The sequence below is a fragment of the Endozoicomonas acroporae genome, from assembly GCF_002864045.1.
Taxonomy (GTDB): domain Bacteria; phylum Pseudomonadota; class Gammaproteobacteria; order Pseudomonadales; family Endozoicomonadaceae; genus Endozoicomonas; species Endozoicomonas acroporae.
This window is the reverse complement of record NZ_PJPV01000046.1, coordinates 1-26,091: the sequence shown is the minus strand read 5'-3', so window position 1 is coordinate 26,091 and position 26,091 is coordinate 1. Positions and strand designations below refer to the sequence as shown.

At 48.4% G+C, this 26,091-nt stretch carries 19 protein-coding genes and 2 tRNA genes; 9 read left to right on the top strand and 12 right to left on the bottom strand.

The genetic code is table 11. The annotated features are described in order from the left end of the window. Positions 1 to 287: 287 nt before the first annotated feature. A complete protein-coding gene (locus CX664_RS26965; protein WP_219622142.1) occupies positions 288 to 812 on the top strand; it encodes an FAD-binding domain-containing protein in 525 nt (174 codons plus the stop codon). 52 nt (positions 813 to 864) lie between these two features. Here CX664_RS26965 and CX664_RS07730 read toward each other — a convergent pair whose 3' ends face one another. Together CX664_RS07730 and CX664_RS07725 are read right to left on the bottom strand one after the other, a co-directional pair. After that, on the bottom strand, positions 865 to 1,689 hold the full coding sequence (locus CX664_RS07730) for a 23S rRNA (adenine(2030)-N(6))-methyltransferase RlmJ (RefSeq protein WP_101746184.1): 825 nt from the start codon (positions 1,687 to 1,689) through the stop codon (positions 865 to 867). A gap of 258 nt (positions 1,690 to 1,947) precedes the next feature. Then, on the bottom strand, positions 1,948 to 3,165 hold the full coding sequence (locus CX664_RS07725) for a hypothetical protein (RefSeq protein WP_101746183.1): 1,218 nt from the start codon (positions 3,163 to 3,165) through the stop codon (positions 1,948 to 1,950). Positions 3,166 to 3,258: 93 nt separating this feature from the next. Here CX664_RS07725 and CX664_RS26285 point away from each other — a divergent pair, with 93 nt between their 5' ends. Genes CX664_RS26285 through CX664_RS07710 form a run of 3 tightly spaced genes read left to right on the top strand, consistent with a single transcriptional unit; the run spans position 3,259 to position 5,160 of the window. Continuing rightward, the gene (locus CX664_RS26285) at positions 3,259 to 3,423 is read left to right on the top strand and encodes a hypothetical protein (protein WP_163371331.1); all 165 of its coding nucleotides are present in this window, start codon (positions 3,259 to 3,261) and stop codon (positions 3,421 to 3,423) included. A 2-nt stretch (positions 3,424 to 3,425) separates the two neighbouring features. Continuing rightward, a complete protein-coding gene (locus CX664_RS07715) occupies positions 3,426 to 3,611 on the top strand; it encodes a DUF2256 domain-containing protein (protein ID WP_101746181.1) in 186 nt (61 codons plus the stop codon). Further along, positions 3,598 to 5,160, top strand: a complete 1,563-nt coding sequence (locus CX664_RS07710) for a cryptochrome/photolyase family protein (RefSeq protein WP_101746180.1) — start codon at positions 3,598 to 3,600, stop codon at positions 5,158 to 5,160. The genes CX664_RS07715 and CX664_RS07710 overlap by 14 nt, the downstream gene beginning before the upstream one ends. Positions 5,161 to 5,272: 112 nt before the next feature. Here the strand turns inward: CX664_RS07710 and CX664_RS07705 are convergent, their stop codons facing one another. The 4 genes from CX664_RS07705 to CX664_RS07690 all read right to left on the bottom strand — a co-directional run bounded on the left by CX664_RS07705 (position 5,273) and on the right by CX664_RS07690 (position 7,988). Continuing rightward, positions 5,273 to 5,629 carry a hypothetical protein gene (locus tag CX664_RS07705; RefSeq protein WP_101746179.1) on the bottom strand — a complete coding sequence of 119 codons (357 nt, stop codon included), beginning with the start codon at positions 5,627 to 5,629 and terminating at the stop codon, positions 5,273 to 5,275. A 111-nt stretch (positions 5,630 to 5,740) separates the two neighbouring features. Continuing rightward, a complete protein-coding gene (locus CX664_RS07700; RefSeq protein ID WP_101746178.1) occupies positions 5,741 to 6,079 on the bottom strand; it encodes a high-potential iron-sulfur protein in 339 nt (112 codons plus the stop codon). A 105-nt stretch (positions 6,080 to 6,184) separates the two neighbouring features. Continuing rightward, complete coding sequence (locus tag CX664_RS07695) at positions 6,185 to 6,493, bottom strand: EutN/CcmL family microcompartment protein (protein ID WP_101746177.1); 309 nt, start codon at positions 6,491 to 6,493, stop codon at positions 6,185 to 6,187. 316 nt (positions 6,494 to 6,809) lie between these two features. After that, positions 6,810 to 7,988: a serpin family protein gene (locus CX664_RS07690; protein ID WP_101746176.1), complete on the bottom strand. Its 1,179-nt coding sequence runs from the start codon at positions 7,986 to 7,988 to the stop codon at positions 6,810 to 6,812. Positions 7,989 to 8,243: 255 nt separating this feature from the next. On the opposite strand from CX664_RS07690, the gene CX664_RS07685 reads away from it, so the two are divergent. The 3 genes from CX664_RS07685 (at position 8,244) to CX664_RS07675 (ending at position 9,724) form a co-directional block, all read left to right on the top strand. Next, on the top strand, positions 8,244 to 9,212 hold the full coding sequence (locus CX664_RS07685; protein ID WP_101746175.1) for an MBL fold metallo-hydrolase: 969 nt from the start codon (positions 8,244 to 8,246) through the stop codon (positions 9,210 to 9,212). A gap of 324 nt (positions 9,213 to 9,536) precedes the next feature. Beyond that, positions 9,537 to 9,612: transfer RNA gene (locus tag CX664_RS07680), tRNA-Phe, on the top strand. Between the two features lie 36 nt (positions 9,613 to 9,648). After that, positions 9,649 to 9,724, top strand: a tRNA-Phe gene (locus CX664_RS07675). Positions 9,725 to 10,259: 535 nt separating this feature from the next. On the opposite strand, the gene CX664_RS07670 is transcribed toward CX664_RS07675, so the two are convergent. Together CX664_RS07670 and CX664_RS07665 are read right to left on the bottom strand one after the other, a co-directional pair. Continuing rightward, positions 10,260 to 10,532, bottom strand: a complete 273-nt coding sequence (locus CX664_RS07670) for an oxidative damage protection protein (protein WP_101746174.1) — start codon at positions 10,530 to 10,532, stop codon at positions 10,260 to 10,262. Positions 10,533 to 10,608: 76 nt separating this feature from the next. Then, complete coding sequence (locus CX664_RS07665; protein WP_101746173.1) at positions 10,609 to 12,087, bottom strand: protein adenylyltransferase SelO; 1,479 nt, start codon at positions 12,085 to 12,087, stop codon at positions 10,609 to 10,611. A 154-nt stretch (positions 12,088 to 12,241) separates the two neighbouring features. Here CX664_RS07665 and CX664_RS07660 point away from each other — a divergent pair, with 154 nt between their 5' ends. Then, a complete protein-coding gene (locus tag CX664_RS07660; RefSeq protein ID WP_101746172.1) occupies positions 12,242 to 13,747 on the top strand; it encodes a hypothetical protein in 1,506 nt (501 codons plus the stop codon). Here the strand turns inward: CX664_RS07660 and CX664_RS07655 are convergent. From CX664_RS07655 to CX664_RS07635, 4 genes are all read right to left on the bottom strand, one after another. Continuing rightward, positions 13,744 to 19,347 (bottom strand): autotransporter outer membrane beta-barrel domain-containing protein, encoded by a 5,604-nt coding sequence (locus CX664_RS07655; RefSeq protein ID WP_101746171.1) that lies wholly within the window; start codon positions 19,345 to 19,347, stop codon positions 13,744 to 13,746. The genes CX664_RS07660 and CX664_RS07655 overlap by 4 nt on opposite strands. 301 nt (positions 19,348 to 19,648) lie before the next feature. Next, positions 19,649 to 20,731, bottom strand: coding sequence for an A/G-specific adenine glycosylase (gene mutY, locus CX664_RS07645; protein ID WP_101746169.1), 1,083 nt, complete (start codon positions 20,729 to 20,731; stop codon positions 19,649 to 19,651). A 77-nt stretch (positions 20,732 to 20,808) separates the two neighbouring features. After that, entirely contained in the window at positions 20,809 to 22,878 is a 2,070-nt protein-coding gene (locus tag CX664_RS07640; RefSeq protein WP_101746168.1) for an AsmA family protein, read from the bottom strand. A 66-nt stretch (positions 22,879 to 22,944) separates the two neighbouring features. Continuing rightward, the gene (locus tag CX664_RS07635; protein WP_145999887.1) at positions 22,945 to 24,936 is read right to left on the bottom strand and encodes an SPOR domain-containing protein; all 1,992 of its coding nucleotides are present in this window, start codon (positions 24,934 to 24,936) and stop codon (positions 22,945 to 22,947) included. Positions 24,937 to 25,251: 315 nt separating this feature from the next. On the opposite strand from CX664_RS07635, the gene CX664_RS07630 reads away from it, so the two are divergent. Further along, on the top strand, positions 25,252 to 26,004 hold the full coding sequence (locus CX664_RS07630; RefSeq protein ID WP_101746166.1) for a hypothetical protein: 753 nt from the start codon (positions 25,252 to 25,254) through the stop codon (positions 26,002 to 26,004). Positions 26,005 to 26,091: the final 87 nt, after the last annotated feature.

Below are 26,091 nucleotides of genomic sequence, written 5' to 3'. Positions count from 1 at the left end.
TAGAATATCCAGCAAGCATATGGCAGGCAGGGAGCTGGGGAGAATGATGCCAACTGCCTCACTCAAGTACCGTTTTGCCGGAATATCAAACACTCGTGCATTAAAAACTTGAGAGTCGAGTAATAAGTAGTTGGCCAAATGGAATCGTATATTTCTGGCTAAGTGGGCAGTTACTATGCAAGGCGCAACGTAGGGAGCATAGCCGTAGCTATGTGACCGGAGTTGCAACGCCGCAGAGTGACTGCCCACTTAGTTAGAAATATATGATTTCATTTGGTTAACTACTTATGTCAGTCGCCTATCGTCGAGGGACGGGCGCTTTTGATGCCATGCCCGCGCCGGAAGAAGCATTTAACGAGGGCACCTCCCGTTTTGCATTGATCACGCTGAATGCAGGTTTACAAGTTCCCTTCATCTATTTCGGCCAACAGTTCAACTACTCCCTGAGTTACCGTGGGATAAAAACTCACTACGAGAAAATCCTACGGTTACAGAAATGGTGTGCCGGTAATACACCCAGGCACATTGTGAACGCCTGCATGAAAGAGCTGCAGGCCACCGGTTACCTGTCCAACCGTGGGCGGCAGATAGTGGCCAGCTGCTTTATTTATGAACTGGGGATGGACTGGCGCTACGGAGCTGCCTGGTTTGAGCAGCAGCTGGTGGGTTATGACGTGGGCAGCAACTGGGGCAACTGGCAGTATCTGGCGGGCGTGGGTGCTGACCCGAGAGGGAGTCGCCATTTTAATCTGGATAAACAGGCTCAGCAGTTCGATCCTGATGGCCGCTATCAACCGTTGGGGAGGGCATAAAACCTACCCTCTCGACAGTGTTGATGCCGCTGACTGGCCTATCATGCCGTAATCATTCAGCAGTTAACAGTTGATGCCGCCAGCGGGCCTTGTGGTCTTTCGCCAGGTGGGCTGATACCTGTGGCATGATTCGGATGAAGTCATCCGCCAGAGTCCAGGGGGGATTCACAACCACCATGCCTGAAGCGGTCATACCGGGCTCACCGGGGTCGGCAACGCTCATTTCAAACAGGTGGGTATTGCGCATCCTGCTTTTGGCAAAGCCCTTTTCCATCTGTCGAATCTGCTGCCTGTCCACCACGGGATACCACAGCAACAGCATGGCCTGAGGCATTTTTACATAGGCGGCTTCCATCACCTTAACCACTGTCTGATAGTCTGACTTGATCTCATAAGAGGGATCCATCAATACCAATGCACGATGGCTGGCTGTGGGCAGAAGAGCAGGCAGGCCCTTAAAACCGTCTTCCTGGCGAACATGGCAAAGACGACGATGTTCACAATTCTGACGTAATTCAGCGATGGTTTGTGGATGCATTTCATACAGCCAGGCTTTGTCACCGGGCCGCAACAGCCGCTTTACCAGCAATGGTGAGCCCGGGTAACGTTTGGCACGGATATCGTCGGCAATCTGGCCGTGGTAGTCATTGAGACCTTGCAGCTTTTGCCAGTCCAGCTTCAGGACACCCTCATCGCTTTCCGCTGTCTTGCGGGCCATGGCTGAGTCCAATCGGTAGAGACCGGCACCGGCATGGGTGTCGATATAATCAAAAGGCGTGTCTTTTTTCTGCATGTGACGCACGCAGGCCAGCAACAGCCAGTGTTTGAGTACATCGGCATGATTACCCGCGTGGTAGTGGTGTTGATAGCTCAGCATGGGATCTGAAAGCCCTGGGTCAGGTGGAAGTCGTGCCTTTTGAAAGGGGGGAATCTAACAGGTTTCTGGGATAACCGGCATACTGCGATATATCCATTGGGATAGCAGTTTTCCCAATGTAAGTGTTTGAAATAGAGCCGGTTAAATGAAGAGATTAGTTTTAGTTAGCGACACTGACCAGCTTGTTAATGAAAAATTCAAACGGGGTAGAGAACGATTACGAAGTCAAATATAATCACTTTCAGTCAGTAGCCAATTCTACAGAAAACTTTTCTTGACCTGTTCTTTCCGTTCTTCGACCATCCGATCACCAGCCCGGCGTAAAGTGACCGAGTAGACGGTGAAGGCTCTTCTTTTTCTCAAATCGTCCGTTTCAACGTATTCCTCTTCCTCCGCGTTAAAGGTAATGACTGTTTCATTGTCACGGCTTAAGTCCCAGGTTGGCACGGTGTACTCTGCAAGGAGTGGGTAAAAGTAGCGTTCTGACTTCAGCATTCTGAAGCCTTCTCCAGGATTGGAGAAATCAAAAAACTGCAGCGCTACATTTCTGTAACCCGGAAACTGTCCGTTGACGGCCAGCGCATTCCCATCGGGACTGGGAATGGCCTGGCCCCAGCAAAAATTAAGCAAAGTGAAATGATCACCCCGTTGTGGGTAATGTATTCCAGTGGATAGATTGACCAGAAGCGTTGAAGATACTGACTTACCCGTCAAAACCCAGTCCTGGTTCTTGCACTGAAAGAAATTGTGTACTGGGTTCAAGCCATGCCGAATGAGATCCACCAGGACCTGACCGTCACTACACCGTGTTATTTTGATACGGCTGTGGCTCGTTTCCTCCCGATCATCTCTTATGACCGGAAGGTAAAAACCTGACTCCAGTTGATATTTCTGATCCAGCCGCGTTACCGTTTCAAAGGGTAAGTATGAATGCAACCGGGAGCGCACCTTTTGATCGGCTTCATCAAACCTTTTCTGGTTCAGTTCTATCCATCGGGTATCATTCCAGCATGCATCGGTGTGCCTGAGGTCGCATCCTTTATGATCCAGTCCGGTTGCCTCTGACTCAGGGCCTGAGGCCGTAGCATCTGAACCGGTCCCACGAATATTTTCTGCTGCTGTCTGGGCGGGTTGCAGAGATTGGCCTTCGCCTTCACAGCACGTTACTGAAGCAGTATTAGCAGGCACACTCAGGATTTCGGATGTGGGCAGGGGCAATGAATGTGACGGGTTCAGTTTTTGCTTGCAGTCAGCCTCGGACACTGTCGTAATCCGAGAGTCTCCCAGCATTTTGCTGACACCACCACCCTCAGGTAGTTCATGTCCGGAATCAAGCCATCCGGTTGTCCCGCCGTCATTGCTGGTAATACGGTGGGGACCAAATCCCGCAGAGCAGGGATTTGCTGCCGCGTCAGGTATCGGCTGAGTATTGTTCAGGGTATGACCGCAAAAGTTGGGACTCAGAGGATTAGACATCAATTGTCCTCAATATTTGATTTATTAAAAGAGATTGAGAATGTCTGGCCAGGCAACCACCTTAGCCAGATCACGAATTGTCCAGTCAAGTTTATGAATCCTGATCTGTCAATGCCTCTGCCGGTGAATATGATGTTACTGTGGTATAACAATGCCCTGACTTTTTCTGAATACCCGGTGTTGAGTTGTCTTGAATACTCTTTGGTCAGTAGCGATGAGGTTGTTCTGAGCCGGACCGGTCAATTTAACGTAAAGTAGGTATGAAGCACTCCCAAAGAGCAAGAACTGCTAACAACAAGGTTGATCGAACCGCACAAAAGCAATGCCCCGTCTGCCATCGTCCTTTTTCCTGGCGAAAAAAATGGGAACGCTGTTGGGAGGAGGTTCGTTACTGTTCAAGGCGCTGCCGATCTCAACGAAACCGGGTGATGGATGAAAAACAATAAACACTACTCTACCCTCAGGCTGATTCTCGGAGACCAGCTCAACGCCCGCCATAGCTGGTTCAGCAAGCAGGACGACGACTGTATTTATGTAATTGCCGAACTGCTTCAGGAAACCGGTTATGTTAAGCACCATGTACAAAAAATCTGTGGTTTTTTTCTCGCCATGGAACAATTTGCTACGGCATTGCAGAAAGCGGGGCATCAGGTTCTGCATTTGACGCTGGATGAAACCCAAGACTTTGCCGATCTGCCATCATTGATTCTTCACCTGTGCCAGCAATATGCAGTGACCCGTTTTGAATACCAGCGGCCCGATGAATACCGTTTGCTGGCACAGTTAAGAGATTTTGAACCCGATAAAGCCCTCTTTAAAAAAGAGTGGGATACCGAACACTTTCTGGTTCCGTTTGAGGCGCTTGGCAAACGGTTCAAGCCCGGTAAACCCGGCAGAATGGAAACGTTCTACCGAAAGATGCGCCAGCAGCATGATGTTCTGATGTGTGATGGCCAGCCGGAAGGCGGACAATGGAATTTTGATGCAGATAATCGCTGTAAGCTCAAAGCTGCTGATCTTGACGCGATCCCGGAACCCTTAATGTTTGCCAGTCCAACCGCGTCAGTACTGGAGCGGCTGAAACGCCATAAGGTACAGAGCTTTGGTGATATTGGCACTCATCTGCTCTGGCCGATTACACGTCAGCAGTCATTAACATTACTCAATTATTTTTGCACCCATTGCTTGCCAAATTTTGGTCAGTTCCAGGATGCCATGACCGCGAACAGTGACCATCAGTGGAGTCTTTACCACTCCCGGCTCTCCTTTGCCCTGAATACCAAAATGCTCCACCCGAAACAGGTGATCGATAAGGCGATCAGCGCCTGGCGGGAAAACCCTGAAGCGATTTCACTGGCGCAAATAGAAGGCTTTGTCCGTCAGATCCTGGGGTGGCGTGAATATATCCGGGGTGTCTACTGGAGCAATATGCCGCACTACGAGTCCATGAACTACCTGAAAGCGACCAGCGATCTGCCCGACTGGTTCTGGACCGGCCAGACACAAATGAACTGTATGCGCCATGCCATTACTCAGTCATTGCAGTATGCCTATGCACATCATATTCAGCGGTTGATGATTACCGGCAACTTCTGCCTGCTGGCGGGTATTGATCCTGATCAGGTCGACCGGTGGTACCTGGGCATTTATATCGATGCGATTCAGTGGGTAGAGCTGCCCAATACCCGGGGCATGTCACAGTATGCCGACGGTGGCATGGTGGCATCGAAACCCTATGCAGGCAGTGGCAATTATGTGCAGAAAATGAGTGACTATTGCCCGGGCTGTGTTTACCAGGTGAAGGAAAAAGAGACAGAAAGTGCCTGCCCTTTAAACAGTCTTTACTGGCATTTTATGGAGAAACACCGGGAGATGTTGCAGAACAATCCACGGACCGCCCTGGTTTATAAAGGGTGGGACAAAAAGGGCTCAGCGGACAGGAATGCCATTCTGAAGCGGGCCCGGTGGTGTATTAATCATCTGAACGCGCTGTAAACATTTGATAGCTCGATAGAGCCGCCGCTGAGGGAGGCTTATCGGTAGGGTATTGTTGGGCAATGGAGTGAAGGACCCAAAAGCGTGGGAGCGAGATCCTGGTTACAACGGATCATGGCTTGAGGTGGTTCACAATAATAGCGAGTGTCTCTTCAACCTTGTCAAACCGGTTATCAATGTTATCGAGTCGGTTATCAATGTTATTGAGTCGGTTATCAATGTTATCGAGTCGGCTTTCAACTCTATCGAGTCGGTTTTCAACCGTATCCAGACGATTTTCAATCCTGTTGAAGCGTTCACGGTTTTCCTGCTGGTGGGCGTCCACCTTTTTGTTGAGTGTTTCGATCGCTATTTCGTGCCGCACACTGTGCAGGAACAGTTTTTTAATATCATTCTGTGAGTTTTTAACACTGATCTCTATTTGATGAATAGCATTCCAGAGCGCATCACTGTCTTTATCGTGGTTCATAAGGACAACTTCTGATTATTTTTGATGCGTTGAGAATAGCAGAGAAATACCTCGTTCCCGGATTTCTTTGAAGGAACGAGGGTCTGGGTATTAATGGTGTTTACTAATCCATCAGGCAGGTTTTGGCACCCAGGCTTTACACCATCCTTCCGGTTCTACGGAGTTTGCCGGAAAAAGCCTGCAACCCTGGTTATCCGGGGTATAGAGCGCGCAATTCTCACACTTTCGTCCTTCCTGGTAGCCATCTATGGATTTAGCGTCTGCCTGTGTCTTCTTATAGGAAAGCCCTATTGCGGTAGGGTTGGACTCATCAAGTGCGGGGAGGGCATCAGCCCGAGCCTGGCGGCTGGGAATATTAAGAAGGGGAATAAGCGCGGATGCTGCGGCCAGTTGTAAAAACCGACGCCGGGTGGGGCCACGCTTTTCAGAATCGAATGGTTTTTCAGACATGGGAGTACCTCATCGTACTTTATATGTTTTTTAAACCTGATAGTATCAAGGTTTAAAACTTTTCTATTTATACGAGTAGGTATATCTCACGGATCATGGGGGAAATCAATCAGAAACGAAGTCGTGCAGGTTTTGTCGGGTAATCAGGCGGCTCACCTCCATATTGTCGACAATGCCAACAATCGCTGCGTCAACTGGGCCTTCGCAAGGGTGTATAGCTTTTCGGGCAGCACCACCTCTGGCAACCAGGACGAGGTCACCTATGTCGGCACCAACGGTATCAACGGCCACCAGTGACTGGCCGGTTTCCTGCTCGCTGTGGTTGATCAGCTCAACGATCATTAATTTGAAGCCGCTGAGACCATCCTGTTTACGGGTGGCCCAGATGTTGCCAGTTACCTTGCCAATCAGCACTTGCCATACTCCCGGAAATGGTTGGGGCTCGAAATTTCAACGGGGAACATTAATACAGGGGTTGGAAAGTCCAATTGACGAAAGTCAGTTTTCCAGGCATCAGAAAATTAACCTGGATCAATATTTGGGCAGTGTTTTAGGGTGCGTGTGGGGGCATACCTTATCTGTGATGAATGGTTGTTATGGCACAGTGAAGATCAAACAGAATGTAGTGCTAAATTTCAAGTCTTCAATTTATCTTGATAAGCGCTTTGCTGAGTTATCTTACTTCTTACTGCCAGTGGGGAACGCGACAGCAAGAAGTTAAAAAGGTTAATCAGCTCTTTTCGGGATGATTAATCTGGGCCATGCCAATAACCCTTGGGTCGTTGGAATTTTTATGGTTAATTATTGCCAGGTAGAATGAATGGTCAAATTTAAAGCGAAGAAGTTTTTCAGGAGGTATATGTAAATCGTATGAGAGCATAGATGACGCAGCAGCTACCGTCGCTCCATTTTCATCAACGTCCAATGCTGCCATATGTTTACCCTTGGCTTCAGCCTCTGCACATATTTTTGTAAATTGATAATTGAACTTGAACTTGGGCAGCGTTAGCACCGCGTGTTCTCTTCCTGATTTGCCCAGGATAGTGGTGAGTCCACTTGACAAAATTTGGTTGAGATCTTCACTACCGGGATTCGTTTCCCCTTCTGGCGGTAAAACAAACACCGCTTTCATGCCCGATTCCAAAACAGGAACAGCGACAAAGTCATAGTCTTTATTTTTAATGTGCTTAATGGGTTGTATACTTCCACTTTCCATCCACTGTATTTCTGAGTGGGCTGCATTTTCCCATGTGATTTCTGAACTCTCTTTTTCATTCATCACTCTAAAAGGAGACTGCCATGAAACCTGTTGCAATAACCAGGTGACCAGTTGAAACGCCAGGTCTGGATTTTCCAGGTCTTTTGCTTGCAGAAAATCAGTAATCAGGCCCTGGGTGTCTTTTGTTATTTGCTCATTGAGCTCTGCCGTGGCCTGTTCAGGTCCCTTGTGAAAAAAAGCTTCACTGGTTGTATGAGGAATCTGGGATTGTCTCAGAATTCCATCAATCTTAGGTCTTTTTGAAAAGACATGTATGCCTTCTTCGGTGCTTTTGATCAATGGTCGAGCTTGATGAAGCTCACCAATATCCCCTGCTTGATAAGGCTCACCAGTATCCCCTATAGAGTCCGCCATATATCTTAAATTGGTAGCGATCGCCTCTGATGTTGTGACCAGAGCAGGTGAGGTGACAATGTTAATTGATCGTTCGAGTAATGTTAATTCTCTAACAAATTCCTGTACGTCATCGACAAGCCCCTTCAAATAGGGTTGGACATTGTTTGTTACTGATGTACCAGAATCTGGGGAATCAGCCGACTGTGTTGAGGATTGCGGGAGGGGTAAATCACTGTTGTCCCAGATTGTATTGGATGGAACTCTGGGGTAGTCACTAGAGGGTAAATTATTCATATATATTCAAGCCTCCAATCGTAATATTTTTATCTGAACTTGTGCATTGATTCATAATCAAACAAGGCAAGTTCTGACCGGTTAAATGATAGGAGGTATTTTTATTCTGTAAATTATTGTTTGAAAATTAAATGTCATTGTTATTTTTGCCAGATAGACGGTTGTTGTTGATTTTATTTGGCTATAGTGATCTCCAAATGATTTACTTAATTTTCTTCCAGGAAAATTCTTTTCTGAAATCGAAGGCTTAACAGGATGGCTAAGAAAGCGTTTGCATCATCAAGAGATCTGGAACCCAAAAAAGAGACGCTTGAAGTGCTGGCAGAGGGTGTTTATGCCTTTACTGCTGAGGGGGATCCCAATGTCGGGGCCATTGAGGCAGAAGACTTCCTTATTGCTTTTGAGGCTCGGGCAACACCAAGGGCGGCGTCCGACTGGTTACGGGAACTCAGACGGCATACAACAAAGCCTGTTAAGTATCTGGTTTTGTCCCACTACCATGCAGTACGCGTACTCGGTGCCGCCGCCTTCTCAGCCGAATCGATTATTGCCCATGAGAACACCCGGTTCCTGATTGAAGAGCGTGGTATGGAGGACTGGGACAGCGAGTTTCGTCGAATGCCCAGGTTGTTCCGGGAGCCCGAAGGAATCCCGGGGCTGACACATCCTGATATTGTGTTTAATGATCGATTGGAAATCCCGCTGGGTGGGCTTCGGGGAAGCCTGGTGCTTGAATACTGTGGACGGGGTCATACCGCCGGGGATATCTGTGCCTGGCTGCCCCGGCATAACATTCTGTTTGCCGGAGATCTTGTTGAGGCCCAGGCTGCACTTTATACCGGTGATGCTTTCCATTTTGACTGGTCCACCACCACGCTGGACAAGGTAAAGGCTTACGGTGCTGAGACGTTGGTTGGTGGCCGGGGTGCAGTTGTGCATGGTCGGGGTCATGTTGATGCCGCTATTGAGCAAAGTCGCACTTTCCTCAAGACCCTGATTGATCAGGTAGGGACCGTTTATAAAAACGGGGGAACGTTAACCGAAGCCTTTGCCGCATCCCATAAAAGCCTGGCCCCCCGGTATGGTAACTGGCCCATTTTTGAACACTGTTTGCCATTTGATGTTCAGCGCCTCTGGGATGAGTTTGCTGGTATCGACTGGCCGAGAATCTGGACTGCCGAGCGAGACCAGGAAGTTTGGGATCAACTGCATGGCGTATATTAAAGTAGGTATCAATAGAGCAATGTACACGGTTAATAAACGACGGGTTGATGATTCCTGGCTTGCATAAGTAGTTGGCCAAATGGAATCGTATATTTCTGGCTAAGTAGGCAGTTACTATGCAAGGCACAACGAAGGGAGCATAGCCTTAGCTATGTGACCGGAGTTGTAACGCCGCAGAGTGACTGACCACTTAGTCAGAAAATATGATTTCATTTGGTTAACTACTTACTCACCGGCTGACCATAAAAATTTATATATGACTTGACTCTCCAGGGTGAAATCCGTTTAATACGCCTCGCACATCGTTTTCGTTGTTTGAACAGCGCCTGGGTAGCTCAGTTGGTAGAGCAGCGGATTGAAAATCCGCGTGTCGGTGGTTCGATTCCGCCCCTAGGCACCATACTTAAATGATAAAAAATATGTGTGCCAAAATTTAGCCTGGGTAGCTCAGTTGGTAGAGCAGCGGATTGAAAATCCGCGTGTCGGTGGTTCGATTCCGCCCCTAGGCACCATATAAAAAGCCTTGAGCCCTTGCTCAAGGCTTTTTTGTTATTGGAGTTCAAAAAACAAGTACAGTCAAACCTGACGACAGGTTTTGCTGTGTCAGGTGCAATGGTTGGACTGTGCAGCTCAACAAATAAGCAACGATTGATAAGCATCCATCGTCTTCTACATACGCGTTATGTCCAGAGTTATCTGAACAATAGACATGATCAAATATTTTTCCATCAGCTGTTAGGGCCTGTTGACGTTTCGTTGCGTGCTCAGTGGCTCAGAAAGGTGTCAGATGCGCGAAAGACTTGTGCAGCGCGTAGTTATTCTACGCCAAGCAAGTCTGACAAAGCAGATGGCGCCTTTCTGAGCCACCCTTCGGGCGTATCAGGGCGCCCCTATGACTTCGTTGCGGCATTTTGAAAGGCAACCAGCCTTCCTGCAATGCCGCGCCTCGTCATAGGAGCGCCCTGATACGCTGAGCACGCAACGAAACGTCAACAGGCCCTAAGGCATGCCAGCCCCTGAGGTTGGCTGAGAATAGCCAGCCGGGAGTTAGTTATCTTCCGGCACATAGCCTTCAGCGGCATCAATATCTTCACCAGAGAAATATTTATCCATTTGTTCCATAAGATACTGCCGGGCTTCAGGTGCCAACAGGTTAAGGTGCTTTTCATTGATCAGGCGGGTCTGGTGGGCCTGCCATTCAGTCCAGGCTTCCTGGGAAACATGCTCAAAGATCCACTGACCCTTTGGACCGGGTAGTGGCGGAACCATGAGGCCTTCCGCTTCTTTTTTCAGTTTGACGCATTGAATCATTCTGGCCATTGTTATCTCACTGCTTCAGTTACTATGGATTGAGGGTATCTTAACGGGAAAGCTACCTGATAAACATTCATTCCCTTCAGGAAGAGCAGCTGACTTCCAGTTTTTTGCCCCATTCAGGCGGTTGACCTGCATAGTGCTCAAAATCAGGGTGCTCATCGTAGGGCGAAACCAGCACGTTCATCAGGTTTTCAATTTCCTGGTAGTCCCCTTTCTCTGCCTTTTCGATTGCCTGTTGTGCCAGATAGTTTCTGAGAATGTATTTCGGGTTCACCTGTTTCATTCGTTTCTGGCGGTTCTGGTCATCCAGAGGGTTTCTCTTGAGCCTTTTCTTATAGCTATCCAGCCAGGGGGCGAGTGATGGGTGGTTAACTAACGGCTCCAGCTGGTTAACGGCTTGTTCTGAAGGAAAGCTGCTGAGGGTTCGGAAGAATAATGTGTAATCACAGTGACTGTCATGCAATAGCTGAAGGAGATCGCGAACCAGTTCTGCGTCTTCCTCCTCTTCTGCCACCAGCCCCAGTTTATCGAGCATCAGGCGGGTATAGGTTTGGGTGTAGATTTGTGGGTATTGATCCAGTGCTTTCTGGATTAACTCAACATCATCAAACAGGGGAACCAGTGCCTGGCCCAGCCTGCCACAGTTCCAGTAGCCAATATCGGGTTGTTGGCTGAAGGCATAGCGACCGGAGTGGTCAGAGTGGTTGCAGATGTAGTGCCAGTTAAAATCGTCCATAAAACCATAGGGGCCATAATCAAACGTATCCCCGATAATGCTCATATTGTCGGTATTCATAACGCCGTGGGCAAAACCTGCGGCCTGCCACCGGGCAATTAAGGTTGCGGTAAGATGAACGACTTCTGCATAAAACAGCTGATAGCCTTTGTCACTGCCTGCCACTGCTTTCATTCCTGCAAGATCATGAAAGAGGTGTTCAATGGTGTAATCAGCCAGCTCTTTTAAGGCTTCATATCGTTTGTTGAAAAAGAAATATTCGAAGTGGCCAAAGCGGATATGGCTTCTGGCCAGTCTGAGTAATGTTGAACCCGCTTCCCTGGTTTCCCGGTAAACTGGCGTATCACTGGTCACCACACACAAAGCGCGGGTCGTCGGAATCCCCAGATGGTGGAGCGCTTCGGAGGCGAGATATTCCCGGATGCAGGAGCGCAGAACGGCTCTGCCATCACCAAATCGGGAGTAAGGGGTTGGCCCGGCACCTTTCAGATGCAGGTCCCACTTTTCTCCCCGGGTATTGACCAGCTCTCCCAATAACAACCCTCTGCCATCACCCAGTTGGGGATTATAGGCACCAAACTGATGGCCGGAATACACCATGGCCAACGGTTCTGAACCGGGCCATGCACGGTTTCCGGAACCGATCAATGTCAGCTTTTTCCGGGTTTCCCGGGTGTCTTCAAGGTTAAGCTGCTGGCCGGCTGATGGGCTGTAGGCCACGATTCTCGGGTTCTCCAGGGGAGTTGGGTCCAGCCTTGTATAAAAGTAGTCCGGCAAGCGTGAGTAGGTGTTGTTGAAGTGTTCGCCATCAAGGTTATTCATCCCTGTGGTGCTCCCGAATGATTCACAGTGGATCAGTTTACTCTGTATCTGTGCGCTACACATTCATTCTTATAAATGGCCAGTTTTTGAACTTATAGCCAGTTTTTCTGTCTTAGAATATAAGTTATTCAAAATAATAAAGGGAGAGAGGTATATGAGTTCAGTTGAATTGGGCGCTTTGAACGCCATGTCTTACTGTTGGAACAAGCATGATGACAGTTTCATCCTTGCACGTGCGGTGAAAGCCATTGCTGGGGTGGTGAAAGCAACATTTACCAAATACACCGTCTCATTAATTGAAGCCGAGGCTGTGATGAAGCGCCATCCCGACGCCTGGTTTGCAGAGCCTGTCAGACGGGCACTGGTTGAATACAGGGTATCCCATGCAACGGATACTTCACGACAACCCGCAACAGCAGGCAGTCCTCCTCCGTCATCAGCAGCAGCAGGCAGTTCTCCCTCATTGCCCCAACCACTGGTGAATTCGCCATTCTCATTCTCTTTAAAAGAAACGGATACAGCCCGGGTTCGATTTATAGATGGATTCCAGACAACAGCTGGTGTGAGGGACGCTTATAAAGATATGAGGACGGCCGCCGGTGATTCGTGGGTTGCAAACGCCAGGTTAACCTGCAAACAGGTGACTAAAGATGCTGCAGATGACATCGCATTTAATAATAAAGATCATTACGCTATATCGAAATTCATGGTAACGATCACCCACCCAGACCATGGAGGGCAATCGATTGAAGAAGTGCTTCATGTGATGGATAAAAAAACTGGCCAGCACAAGCTGGTGCGTATTGGTTCGTTCTGTGAAGTTGCAGACGGATCAACAGTCGGAGGGTGCGGTTTCCCCGGATATTCACAGGTAAGCTCAACCAGGGCAGGCCGTTATTTAAAAAATCTCCAGGTTAAAGATCAAGATGGCAAAGATTACTATCCCTATGCCCAGACCATGTTTGGTATGGGCAAATATGACAGTGATAATGTCGGCAAAATGTGGAGTTGCGGTTTTGATGTACTGAGAATGCAGCTTTTCCAGGCAACAGGTTATAAATTTTCTTTTCAGGTCCTGGTTGCTTATTTAGAAGAAATAATTAGCGCCAGAGGTGATGCTCAAGAGTTGAGACGTAGTTTGTCTAATCACCATTACCCTATGACCATATATGTAATGCACCTGCTTTTAACCGGCATCGCCTCATCATCAGGCCACTCGAATTTACTGGTGGAAAAGGGTTCTGAAGGTGAGGGTCGACTCACGCCAGGCGAAAGAGAAGCTCTTGGTATCAAATCATGCACGCGTCAGGATATATTGGACACCACAAACTGGGATTACTCATCAACAGTCATGATTTGCCAGCCTTTATACTCTTTTGGTATCTATCGAAGCAAAAAAAGAGACGGTACTTTCGAATACACGGTCTACGACCCTCACAATTTCGATGGTAGTCCAGACTTTTACGATTCACGCAAGGGGCCGGGGCTAGAGAGTTTTGCATCCGCCAAAGCAGCGATTCATCATGTAACAAACCGCAAAGGAGGTGCCAATGGCAAGATCGATGCTTTCTTTAGAGGCCCTGATGCAGGACTATGCTTCATGCGGGACAGAATGATGAAAACGAAAGGTCGGCTGGAGTCTGAAGGAAAAGGCTTTTAGAAGCTATAGCGAACCTTGGCAATACACCCATCAGCTTTGAAGTTATCTGCCCAATGGTGGAAGTAACGAAAGGTAATGGTGGTATTGCTCTGAATTTCCACACTCATGCTGGCATCAAATTGATAGCGGTTGCTATCTCTGTCAGCACCATTGATCCGGAAGGGTTCACCCCCTGCGGCAAAGTGCGCAGTAATAGCAATCGGATCTTTTTTGAAATCGTGAAAGCCCATCAGCCCAAGCTCTGGTTTGATGACCATTGCCCGGGTATTCATTTCTCCCATCAACTTCAGGCCAGCACCCAGTTCCATGATGTCATATTTGCCATTTTTGACCTGATCGTATGATAAGTGTGTCTGGGCAGGATCTCTGGCAGACTCGGTATAATCGTCAGTTTGGATGGTGAAATAATTAAAGGCTACCTGAGGCTGCCAGCTCCACTCATCTCCCAGGGGGTAGGTGTGCCCCGCAATCATGCCGACCCCCCAGCTCCGGGTATCATAATTTGCATCGTGCCGGTGACCATCAACGTAGCGGCGTCCTTTATTCTTGCCAGAGGAATAACTCATCCGACCATCAAAGAAAAAATCATTTTCCAGGTACGAGGAGTAAAGGGTGGCGATATGAGTATCCGTGTCAATTTTGTTTCTTGAGCCATCTTTCCCAGCAGCATTTCCTTTTGCATAGGTGTAGGCAATGCCTGCTTCTATGTTCTGATCCCTTTCCAGAGGGCTATCTGCACCCATGGAGAAGCCATTGATTCTGGCATGATAACCCGGTACATGGTCGTTAATATCCTGTGTTGCCTTGCTGTAGTCATATTGAATCCAGGCAGCGCCAGCAGAGAAGATATCTCCGGTGTTGATGCCGGTTCGTTTACCAGACATTCTGTCACTTAGAGTATTGCCAGCCGTTTTCAGTGCAAGGTTGGCATTGTGTACCGCATGAGGCGACATGGCAGGAGCAAGCTCTGCAGCTTTTTTAATGTCTTTGCCGGGTTTTACATTTTTTACAACATGCCGGGTTAATTTGGCACTTTTACTGTCGTGTTCGGCTTCTGCTTTATCGGAAGGTTTGGTGGCTGCCAGCATCATGGAACGAAACCGGCCCGGAACCTGAGAAGTCCGATGGTCGGCCTGATCCGTGCTGATCAGCAGCATTCTTTTTGCGTTATCCGGATCAATGATCGCGTCATAGTGAATATAGAGCTCATTGTCAGAATCCACATTAACCGGATGGTTAATGTTGGAATCCTCTGCTTCCATCAACAGATATTGTTTGCCAATGGCCGGATCTTGAATGATATCGCTGTCAAAAACAAAATCAGCCGCAGGACCCACGTGGATATTTTTGGCTGCCACCACCGGGGCTTGCGGTATCGTACCATCGGTTAACGGCTCAAACCTTGCCGCGTTCGGATTTTGTTCTGTCAGCACCAGGCGACCATCCTGTTGATAGTTACCGTCGATATTAAGTTCGGATTGGATGGTAACGACGGCTCCCTGACGAATATGCAATGCAGGTGATGATTCAGGCCCATCTGCACGACGACTGTCTGACGAGCCGGAAACGATAGCCATTCTATCTGCCAAAAAATGGAGATGGCCATTCACATCAATGAGCCCGTTGGACCGAAGCAGGTTGCCTTTATAGTGGTTGATACCGTTAAAGGTAATGGAATCAATATCGGATAACTGTTCTTTCACTGTCGTATTGTTGGCAATGAATCGATCATCTTTACCGTTGGCTCCTTTAAGTGAACCAATCTTGCCACCGGTTTGCTCTATGCTGAATGATGGGCGGCTCTGTAATGGTGACAGGTTAACCTCACCCAGCGTTCCTCTGGAGTTTACGTATACCCTGCCACAGTCTTCTGTAAAGTGGGTTGCCAGTATTCCTTTGCCCTCTGGCACCTGATCAGAGACAAGAATATTGGCTGCACTGGCTGCTTCGTGGATGTTGATATTTTCAGGGTTTGTTAACTGAATGCTGTGCCAGTCAGCACCAAAGATATCGATATTGGCAAATCCTGAGGCTGTTTTCAGTGGGCCATTCACCAGGGCCAGGGTGTCCTGTTTATCCTGCCGACCGATGACCCGATCGGTATTGCCACCATGTTGCATAAAGTACAGTGGAGGGCGCAGGGTATCCGCCGAGAAATCCAGTACTTTCAGCTCTCCCCGGTGATCAGGTAATTCATTGATGCCAGCCTCACCGAGATTGGTGACGACAAATGCCTTATTCCAGTCATAGGGGGCATCATCGGAAAAAGAAAGATGCATCGACTTTTTTTGAGCGAAATCCTGCTCACTGGGCTGCGTTCCATCAGCAACAATGAGATCTGCTGCCCCATCTGGGGCAATAGTGAGTGTTTCGGGATTATTCACCAGCCCCTGGCTGTTCCAGCCTGAGCTATGAATCCAGATATTTTTCACAGAATCAACAGCACCAATATTGGCTCCGTCGTTGAGATTGAGCCGCTGTATCTGCGGAGTCGGCTGGTTGCTTTTTATCGTCAAAGGACGCTCTGTTGATGTCTGTATATTCAGCTTGGCAGGGGTATCCGGTACATCGGCTGCGGGTTTGGAGCTTCCAGCAACATTGACTTCAGCAACAGGCGCATCAGCGACCAGTTCAATAGCACTGATCCGGCCTTCAGAAACAAAATCCGGGGTTGTGATAAACAGTCGTTCTACTGCCGGTATCTCACCTTTAAGCTTTGCTCCTTCCGTTAGCTGCAGGCTATCAATTTTTTTGCTGAAGACACTGACGGGTCTTGGAGTACTGAGTATCAGGTTGTTCCCAAAGGGACTTTGTTGCGGGTTGCCACCAACCAGTACATTGCCAAGCCCGGTTTCCGGAGAATAAACACCATTGGCATTAGTAATTTTTCCCAGCTCCAGCGTCTTATGGTCACCGGGCATGATGCTTACCACGCCACCCTGCAACGATAGATCACCAAGACTGGCCTGGTCATATACTTCCAGCAGGCCAAGTGCTCCACCCTCTGTTACCGTAACAGGCAACCGCTGCCCGGCATCTGTTTTTATCTGAAGGGTCAGATCATTCTCTGTACGGTGAGGGATCTCCTTTGGTCCATAAACCCGCAGTAATGTCAGTATGCCATGCTTATCAATCAGAACTTCTCTGGTGTTATTGAGCGTTCCATGGGAACCCCAGTCATTACTGGCAACGGTAACGGACCGGAGGCTGTCAGTATCACCCTGAATGTGGCCTCCGTGAATAACCAGCTGATCGTCCTTTTCCGGGTTACCTGTCAGAGTACCTATTTCACCATTAAGAATCTCAAAACGCATGTTGGGGCGTTCTTTCATGTTGAAATTTAGCCCCGGTGTTATGAGGTCAGTTTTTAATGTTGCACTTTCAGGCTTCCTGACTGAATACGGCATAAACGTCGGATTAGGTATATCCTGGGCCTTGTCTGCTCTTTCTTTCTCCAGGTGATCAGCACTGACAGCATAAATATGCCCAATAGGCAGGGTGCTGGTGAGTGTCAATGACTCAAGATCAGCGGGAAGCTCCACCGGTGCTGCCACGCCATGAAGATGCAGGGTAGCAAAACCATGTTGTAGCGCTGAGCTTGAAACGGCTTGTACGGTTTCTGCAGAACCTCCCTTAACGGTTAGTTGGTCGTTTCTGGTGTTGTTGCCCCGCAGGTTTACCAGCGTGTCACTGTCGTGGATATAGTGAAGGTCTGGGCGTTGATGGCCATTGGACGCATCAACCTCATTAACAGTGCCGTGATTGGTGATCCTGATGGCATCGCCGGATGCCCTATCACTGAAAAGCAGCCCCAGGCTGCTATCGGTATGTGCCGGAGAGGCTCCCAGTGTAACCCCTTGTACCAGCGCAGAGGTTGAAACTTCAATATGTCTGGCATTACGAACAGGTCCGTAAGCGTGAAAAGGCTGGTCAGCGGAGGCCTTTACGATCAGTTTCTCCGGAGCAATCAGTTGGGCAAAACGCGCCCCATTGGCGATGGTGATTTCTGCTTTACCTGCTGATCCATCGAATTCCGGGATCGGTTGACCCGAGCTGATGTCAGACTCTGAAGGCGTTGCAACCACCAGTGTATTGGCTTTTTCTGTCAGTCGGTTGTCTTGTAATGACTGTGCCGGGTTCCCGAGGACAATTGACGTCTGTTCAAAAGTGGGTGTGTCTTTATCACCAGCGAATTCAGTGACCAGATGTTTTACGCCACGGACCGGCGTTTTTACCTGCCAGTCACCATCGGTTTGAGCTCTGATTCGATGTACATCCTCAATGATATTGATGATTCCGCTTGCCAGAGATAGCTCATCACGGCCTTGCAGATGACCTGTCATCTGGCTGATATTACCTCCCACCAGGGATATTCTGGCGGCAGGACGGTTATTGGTGTCCGATAAATCAATATGGGCTATTCCAGATTTGCTGACCTTGATATCAACGCCATTTTCTGATGGAAACGAATCCGTAAAACTGAGCTGCAGGGTTTGCGCCTGATCCTCACTGACAGGACTCAAGGTGACATTCACAGTGCCGGCGGCAATCAGTGATTTTGGGTTGATAACTGGCCAGGATGCTGTCCACCGGTCTCCGGTTATATAAATGAATTCAAAATCCCTGACTTCACCATTGACTGAAATTTTCTGGTTAATGTCTTCAGTCATGTTGTCTGCCGGGTTGATACGCAGAATATCCATCGGGCTGTTGCCTAGCAGGTTTCCCTGTAGTGTGCCGCCACGAAGTTCAATCAGGTTCAGGTCATTACCGGAGCCTTCAAGCAGCACGGCAGCACGCTGTCCCCTGATGTAGCTACCGGGTGTGAAAATAGCGATATTAAAGGGCCCTGTTCCCCGGATAGCGGCATCATCACTGATCACTGTTCCCGAATTCTTCAGCCCGCCTTTGTGCAGGTGAATGCCGCTGGCACCATCCGTAGCAGTTATGGTGCCGGTGTTGGCAATAAGTCCGAAACCGACATTTGGATTATCCGGGTCAATGGATCGTGCCCTGGCCCCGGTTGAGTGCGAACCCGATATCTGGATACTGCCGTGATTTTTGATCAGGCCATTGTTATAAGACAGCAGTCCGGTTCCCTGACCCTTAATTGAGCCATGGGGATAATTTATGGCACCTGCTTTGTAGTCATTACTGTGTTCATCCCACGCTTTGCCGATTCCGGACCAGACAATGTTCTGTCCATTGCTGACCATTCCTGTGCTTTCGGGGTGGTTTAGCAAAATGGTGCCGTGATTGGTGGCTGTCGTTTGATGGCTTGTATCTTCAGGGCTGGCTGTGGCCCTCATACCTGTTCCTGGTGCATTAATTTCAATATTGCCGTGGTTCAGGATTTTTTCCCCCTCAGCCTCCAGTCCTGTCATCCCCATGGTTGAGATGTAGATAGTGCCGGAATTTATATTGTGCGCATCGGAACCCGGTGGGGAGTTTTCCTGAGTTTCTTGCTGATCATTGGATAAATTACCAGCATTTTCAGTTTCAACTCCAGCATGATCACTTTGGCTTGATGTTGAGACTATTGCAGAAATGGCAATTACCAGTATTTTTTTATGGAATGTCTCACATTTGAAACCAATCATTCTTCAGGTTCCTCAACCAATGGGTTACACCATAGAGCTGAAATTTCTATACATAATGTATAAAAATAACCTCAGGGTTATTTCCAACGCTGAGGTTATTTGCTGGGATAAAATGCTGGGGTGTGTACGGCTGTCAGGCCAACGATTACTTGAAATACAGATAGTATGGAAAAGGTTTTTGCCCACGAAATATTTTTTTAGTTTTAAAATAATTTTTTTACTTTGTTTTTGTATAAAAAATGTCGTTTGGATTGATCTGAATCCGGAAGCCATATTGTGAATATGGCCTCAGGGTAATTTCTTACAATGCATTCTCTACTTTTTGTAAAAGTTTCTTTACCGGTGCTGCCAACCCCAATTCAGGCGATTGATCCAGTGCAAACCAATAATAATTGTCATGGTCTTTTATTACCGTATTGGTTTGTCCCGGATATTCAACAAAACTCAGTGCCGGGGTAATGTCCAGATGGTAGTGGCTGAAGGTATGACGAAAAGACGGCCATGTGTCGAAGTCTGTCAGTAACAGGCCCGTCTTCTCAAGTGCCTGCTCGATAATCTGATCAGGAGCTGAAATCTCGGGAAAGCTCCAGAGTCCTCCCCAAATGCCAGACGGTGGTCGTTTTTCAAGCAGAACTTCACCGTACTGATTCACTACCATCAGCATAATGACCGACTTTTCCGGTTTCTCCCGTTTTGGCTTTGATTCCGGAAACAGCCTCTGCTGGCCTGTTTTGTGCGCTATACAGTCGGCTTCCAGTGGACAAACCTGGCAGGCGGGTTTACTTCTTGTGCAAACCGTTGCCCCCAGATCCATCATCACCTGAGTGTAATCACCTGTGCGACACTCAGGTGTCAGCTGTTCAGCAATCTCCCATAGCGCATTGGCGACACGTGTCTGCCCGGGCCAGCCGGAGATGGCAAAGTAGCGGGTAAGCACTCTTTTTACATTGCCATCCATGATGGGAGCCCGGATCCCCATGCTAATGGAGGCAATGGCACCAGCGGTGGATCGACCAATGCCCGGAAGTTCCATAAGCTGTTCAACTGAGTGGGGAAATGCTCCTGAAAAGTCACTCACCACTTTTTTTGCGGCTTTATGCAGGTTTCTTGCGCGACTGTAATAACCGAGCCCACTCCAGAAATGGAGCACTTCATCTTCGCTGGCTGCTGCAAGGTCAGTGACTTCTGGAAATCGCGCCATAAACTTTTGGTAGTAGGGGATGACGGTGGTTACCTGCGTCTGCTGCAGCATGATCTCACTGATCCAGACGCGATAAGGCGTTTTATTTTGCTGCCACGGCAGGTGTTTACGGCCATGTGCATCGAACCAGTCCAGAAGTCTCTGGCTGAAAGTATGGTCTTTATATGGGGCTTTTTGAGTCATTAAATTACAAAAGCAGGTTTGCGATCAGCCTGCTGGCCGATCGCAGTATAGTCGTTAACTACTTATGGGCAGAAATATCATTTGAAGAAGCCCTGGAGCAGATCTTTAATAGGTCCCTGCACCTTGTCTTCTACCTTCTGCTTAAGGCGGTTTTCAGCGATTTCGGCAATGGTTTCAGTCAGTCGTCTGAAATCTACGCCACATTTCAGGGCACCAAGATCACCGTGACAACGGACAGGCCAGGTGACATTGACGTAATCCTTGCTGATCTGACAGGCAGGATCACTGTCTGGTGCTTCTTCGCCACGAATGTTGAGTCCCATACGATAATCCAGCTGTCGATCCACAAGATTTATGTGGCCATCACCTTTCAGGTTCATATAAGCGAGCGCTGCAATCAGGTTGTCGTTTTTAGCAACACCGTTTTTGATGACGAAACTGCCGCTCAGGTCGGTAAACTCGGTAGATGTGCCCCAATCCGTCGCTCTCAGCTCTTTCTTACGCACTTTGGCAACGCCTTCACAGACTAATTTGTCAAAGTTGGCATCAGTGAATGCGCCTTTATCAATCTTGAATTCAATGTTGCCATTCAGGTTTTTGGTGAGAACACTGGCGTATTGACCCTGTGTATGAACCTTCATACCCGCATTCACATCGCCTTTCAGTGAGGTAAGATCAGGAATAGCGGTTGATAACGCTTCAAGGCTGATATTTTTCAGCTCTGCCGATGCTGCCATTTTTGGCTTGCCTGACCGACGCACATCCAGGTTAGACGTCATATCGATAGTACCCTGATAAAAGCGGGAACCAATGGTAACTTCCTGCTTACCCCGGGCTGCTTTTATCGAAACAGACGGCTGTTCAAAAATGAATTTGGCCACGGTGAGAGAGGCCAGCTTCATTGACCCGTCAAGGCTAAGTCCGCGCAGCATGGCTTCCGGAATCAGCGGATGCTCTTTACCGGATGCGGGTGGCTCTGAGCCCGATTGAGCGGGTTGCTCTTCATCAGACACTTCTGCGTTGTCCGTGGCGGGGGGGAGATAGTTATCCAGATTAAGGTCGTTGCCGGTAAAGCTGAACTGCATATCGCCCCGGTCAATGCTGTTCATCCTGAAATTGCCATCCAGAGTAAAACTGTCCAGCTGGAGTTGCAGCTTATCTGCGCTCAGGTTTTCACCATTAGTGCTGAAATGACTGTCAAAGGATAGCCGGTTCAAGGCTTTCGGGTCAGCCATGGGAGGGAGTTGTACCTTGATCTGGTTCAGCAGATTGGCAAGGTTAAACTCGGCAACGCCCAGGTTGCCCTTAACCAGCATGGGTGTTTGTTGATATTGAACATTACCCACAATACTCAGGCTTTCACCTTTTTCTACATCCGGTGTGGCACTGACTTTCAGGTTCTGGATGTCATAATGACCTGCTTCCAGATTAAACGTCATCTTGCCACTGATCAGTGAATTTACCACCAGGTCAGGAATGGTGATGTGGACTGTTAATTGAAAGTCAAAAGGCTGCTGATTGCGGATGGCACCAGTGGTTAAACTGGCCTGGTCAATAATGTATTTCTGCCCGGAAACCTGGTCTTCGTAGCTGATCAGCAGTCCACTGACGTTGACACTGGCAATATCCAGTCTGACAGGCGAGGCTGGTTCTGACTCAGGCGTTGGGGATGGCTCCTGTCCCCTGGGCGTGGGTTGTTGTTCAGTGGGCGTTGGCGCACTAACCTGCCAGTTTCCCTGGCCTTTGGTATTTTTGACCAGCGTTAATTCCAGTCCTGTCAGCTCAAGGGTCTGCATTTCAATGCGTTTACTGATTAAGGGTATCAACTTCACACTGACTCCGGCGGAGCCCAGTTGCGCCAAGTGTGAATTATTGGCCCCTGCGACGGATACATCCTCAAGAGAAAGGCCAACCCAGGGGAATATTGACCAGCCAATGGGTCCGTTAATACTGACTTTCAGTCCCGACTGTTCATAAACAAGCCGGGTGATTTCATCGCGATACTGGTTGGGGTCGATAATGCGTGGCAGCAGTGCTGCACCGATAACACCCAGCAAAACCACCGCCGCCAGCAACACGGCAATGAACTTGAGAATGCGGTTCATGGAAATCCTCAGGATCTGTGGAAGAGTGATAATAAAAGACACCTATCTTACCCTGATACTTAACGTCATCAAGGGTAAAACAGGCTTGTTGCGGAAATGGGAACAGCGTCAGAGGCTGGCGATTTGCAGCTTTTTCAATGATTCCACCGGACGGGTCCATGGATGAAGTATCAGGGCAATGTTTTTCATTGCCGGGGACTTCAGCGCCCTGATGGCTTCCTGACTGTTTCTGTATTGTCCCTGAACCAGAACATACCAGTCCTTCTGGTTGCGCTGAACATGAACAGTGACTGCTGAAGCCAGCTCCGGGAAACGCTGCTTTAACTTGTCAATTGTCTGCCGGTTACTGGCTGCGAACCACTGAATGGTATAACTGTCATCAGGGCTGTTCAGCAGTTCATTCACAGGATTGTGAGGGTCCGGCTGTTCATAGTGTTGGTAGTTGTTGTCCGGCTGATAACCCGGGTGGAGAGGTTGTTCTCTGTTGGGCATCGCATGAACAACCGTTGGTCTGTGCATTGTCGGTGTACCAACGTCGTTTGAACTCACTAACCTTGTCTTCACTGGCTGTCGGTTAAGGTCTTCACGATGGACAATATAGGTCTTGTCGCCGGGGTCTTCCTGACTAATCCATTGACGTCTATCAATAGAGGGCTCTGTCACAGGTCTGGCCCACGCATGGGTAGCCTGCGGGGTTGAACCGACCAGGGACTGCAAATAGGCGACCTGTCTGACTTTTGGCGAGAAACGTGCCGACACTCTTGACAGTGAAGGCGTGAGCAGAGCATCCAGAGCCTGGGAACGATTCACAAACAGCATACTGACCAGGGCATAGCGATTCCTGCTGTGTCTCTGGTAGTGGATGATCTGGGTATTTTTCAATTCGCTGTAACGAAGCCTTGCCCGTTCAAGTGATGCTTTTCTGCTGGCATTCATCCATTCAATCGTATAACTCCTTGGATTGGCTGTCAGAACATTCATTGCCGGACGGGAGGGGGTCGGTTCTTCATAACTCTGGGGTTGTCTGTATTCAGGGGCTGGTGCAACAGGCGTGTTTGGCGTGTTGTAGTCGACACGGCTCCCCTGAGTATGTTGCTGAGGAATTCTACTGCGATAGGCCGGTGAGATACTGACATACATTTCCTGCGGGTTAGCCTGCTCTGGCAGAATCCGGTAGTTTTGATCACTGGATAAGCCGGGGTAGGATTGGCCCTCGAACTCACTGCCATAAGACACAGTATTTATTTCAGGCGGTTGGCCAGTATCATAACCTGTCTCAGCCGATGGGTAGCCATTATCACGACGGATGACCGGTGTTTCCGGTTGCTGAGTATAAGAGGGCTGCCGTTGATATTGTGAACGTAGACGGCTTTGCTCTGTACTCTCCGTACTATAGGAAATATCGTAGTTAATAGGCGCATTGTTGCTGTCGCGCATGGATAGCTCTGGAGGATATTCTGGCTGATATCGATCCGCCAGCTGTTCCACCGGGTAATTCGGCCTGATAATATCCAGTTTATGAATACTGGCCAGCGATCTTGTCCAGGGGTAAAGTTCTCTGGCCATATGGGATCTGGGCGGTGAATCCAGTTCCGCCATGGCGGCAATATTGCTTGGATATGGGCCATCCAGAAGCACATACCAGACTGTGCCTGATCTTTTGTATTCAGCAATGGTCGCGTCTTTTAATACCGGGTAGCGCTGCTTTAGCGCCTCCAGCTGTTCACGCTCTTTTGCTGCCATCCATTGAAGCACGTAATGGTCTCTCGGAGCATCCAGAATACTGACGAGTGATTCTGAGTTTCGAGCTTCAATAGATAATGAATTATAGGATTCAGCATAAAGCTGTTGTTCATCAGACTGTTTTTGCCTGGAGTATCCGGCATACTGTTGAGCAGGTTCGGTTTTATAAAACTGTCTGCTTATGCCGTTGCATAGCCAATCATTATTAATGCCTGACTGGCAATTCCAGGAAATATTCGAAGCCAGAGGTTTTGGCGGCAATACTAAACTCTCTGCAACAGGTGCAGCAATTGACGTCAGAGCGGCCACGACACAAAGCCTGAGTTGTTTTTCCTTAAACAACAATCGACCGGACATGGTATCAGATCCTTCTTGGTTCAAATCAACAATACCTGACTAGTAAACAAAATCAACCCTTATAAAAATTAATTTTTTATTAAATATTTTTTTGTGGATATTTCGATTCTTATAAAGAGAGCTATTATGTTAACGGCAGAGTTGTTTTTTTTCAGGAAAACAAAGGGTATTCGCTTTTTTGTTTTTTTTTGAGTCTGAAAAAAACGAGCTTATCCATTTATTGATTATTAGATTATCTAAAAAACCAGTCTTTAATAGTGTAAACAAAGGTTGGTGGTCTCCTCAGATTGAGTGAACGGTTGTTGAGGAAAAAAAATGTCAAAAGTGAATTACCCGGCTCTCAAATTACCAGGCAATGTAATTTGGCTGATGGGGTTACTTAATATTTTATGCATAGCGCCTGTCATCAGCATGGCCAATGAATGCTTCCCTGCGTTTGATAAGGCAAAATCTCAGTACATCGTCGGTTATGGTAGCCTGCTTTATGAACAGGCCAGGAAATCAACCAATATCGGGTTTAAGCCTGAGGTTCCGGTCTGGGTTGATGGATTCAGAAGAGGGTGGCAGACCAGAACCCGACAGGATAACACCATAAAGGTGACCGAGCTGGGGGTTATACCGCTGGTTGGCGGACGATTTAATGGTGTGTTGATTTCCATGCCAACCAATAAGATCAAGTCCATAGATCGTCAGCAGCAACTGACCTGCCGTGTGCTGGTCAACCCTGGGCGATTAACGTCTATGAATAACGTGAATATCCCGGAGAATAGCCAGTTCTGGCTTTATCAGACGCAGAATAAATACAGCAGCAAACCCGCAGGCAGCTATCCGATCCTGATGTCCGATGTGGATGAATTTCTCACGGGATGTCTTGAGCAGGCGGACCGGTTTGGTCTTGAATCCTTCGCCCGTGAGTGTGTGACTACGACCTGGAACTGGTCATCACACTGGGTGAATGACCGGCTACACCCATTGAAAGCAAAACCAGCTCAAATCCAGAGGTTGCAGGTGGATAAGCTTCTGGAAAGCCTGGAAGGTAATCTTTATGAACAGGTCCGGTCCCAATAAAGAATATCCTCTGACAGGCTCCCAGGAGCCTGTCAGACTTAAGACTGTCCTACACGGCAACTGCTCCTGCGTTGCTCTAGCTCCTGC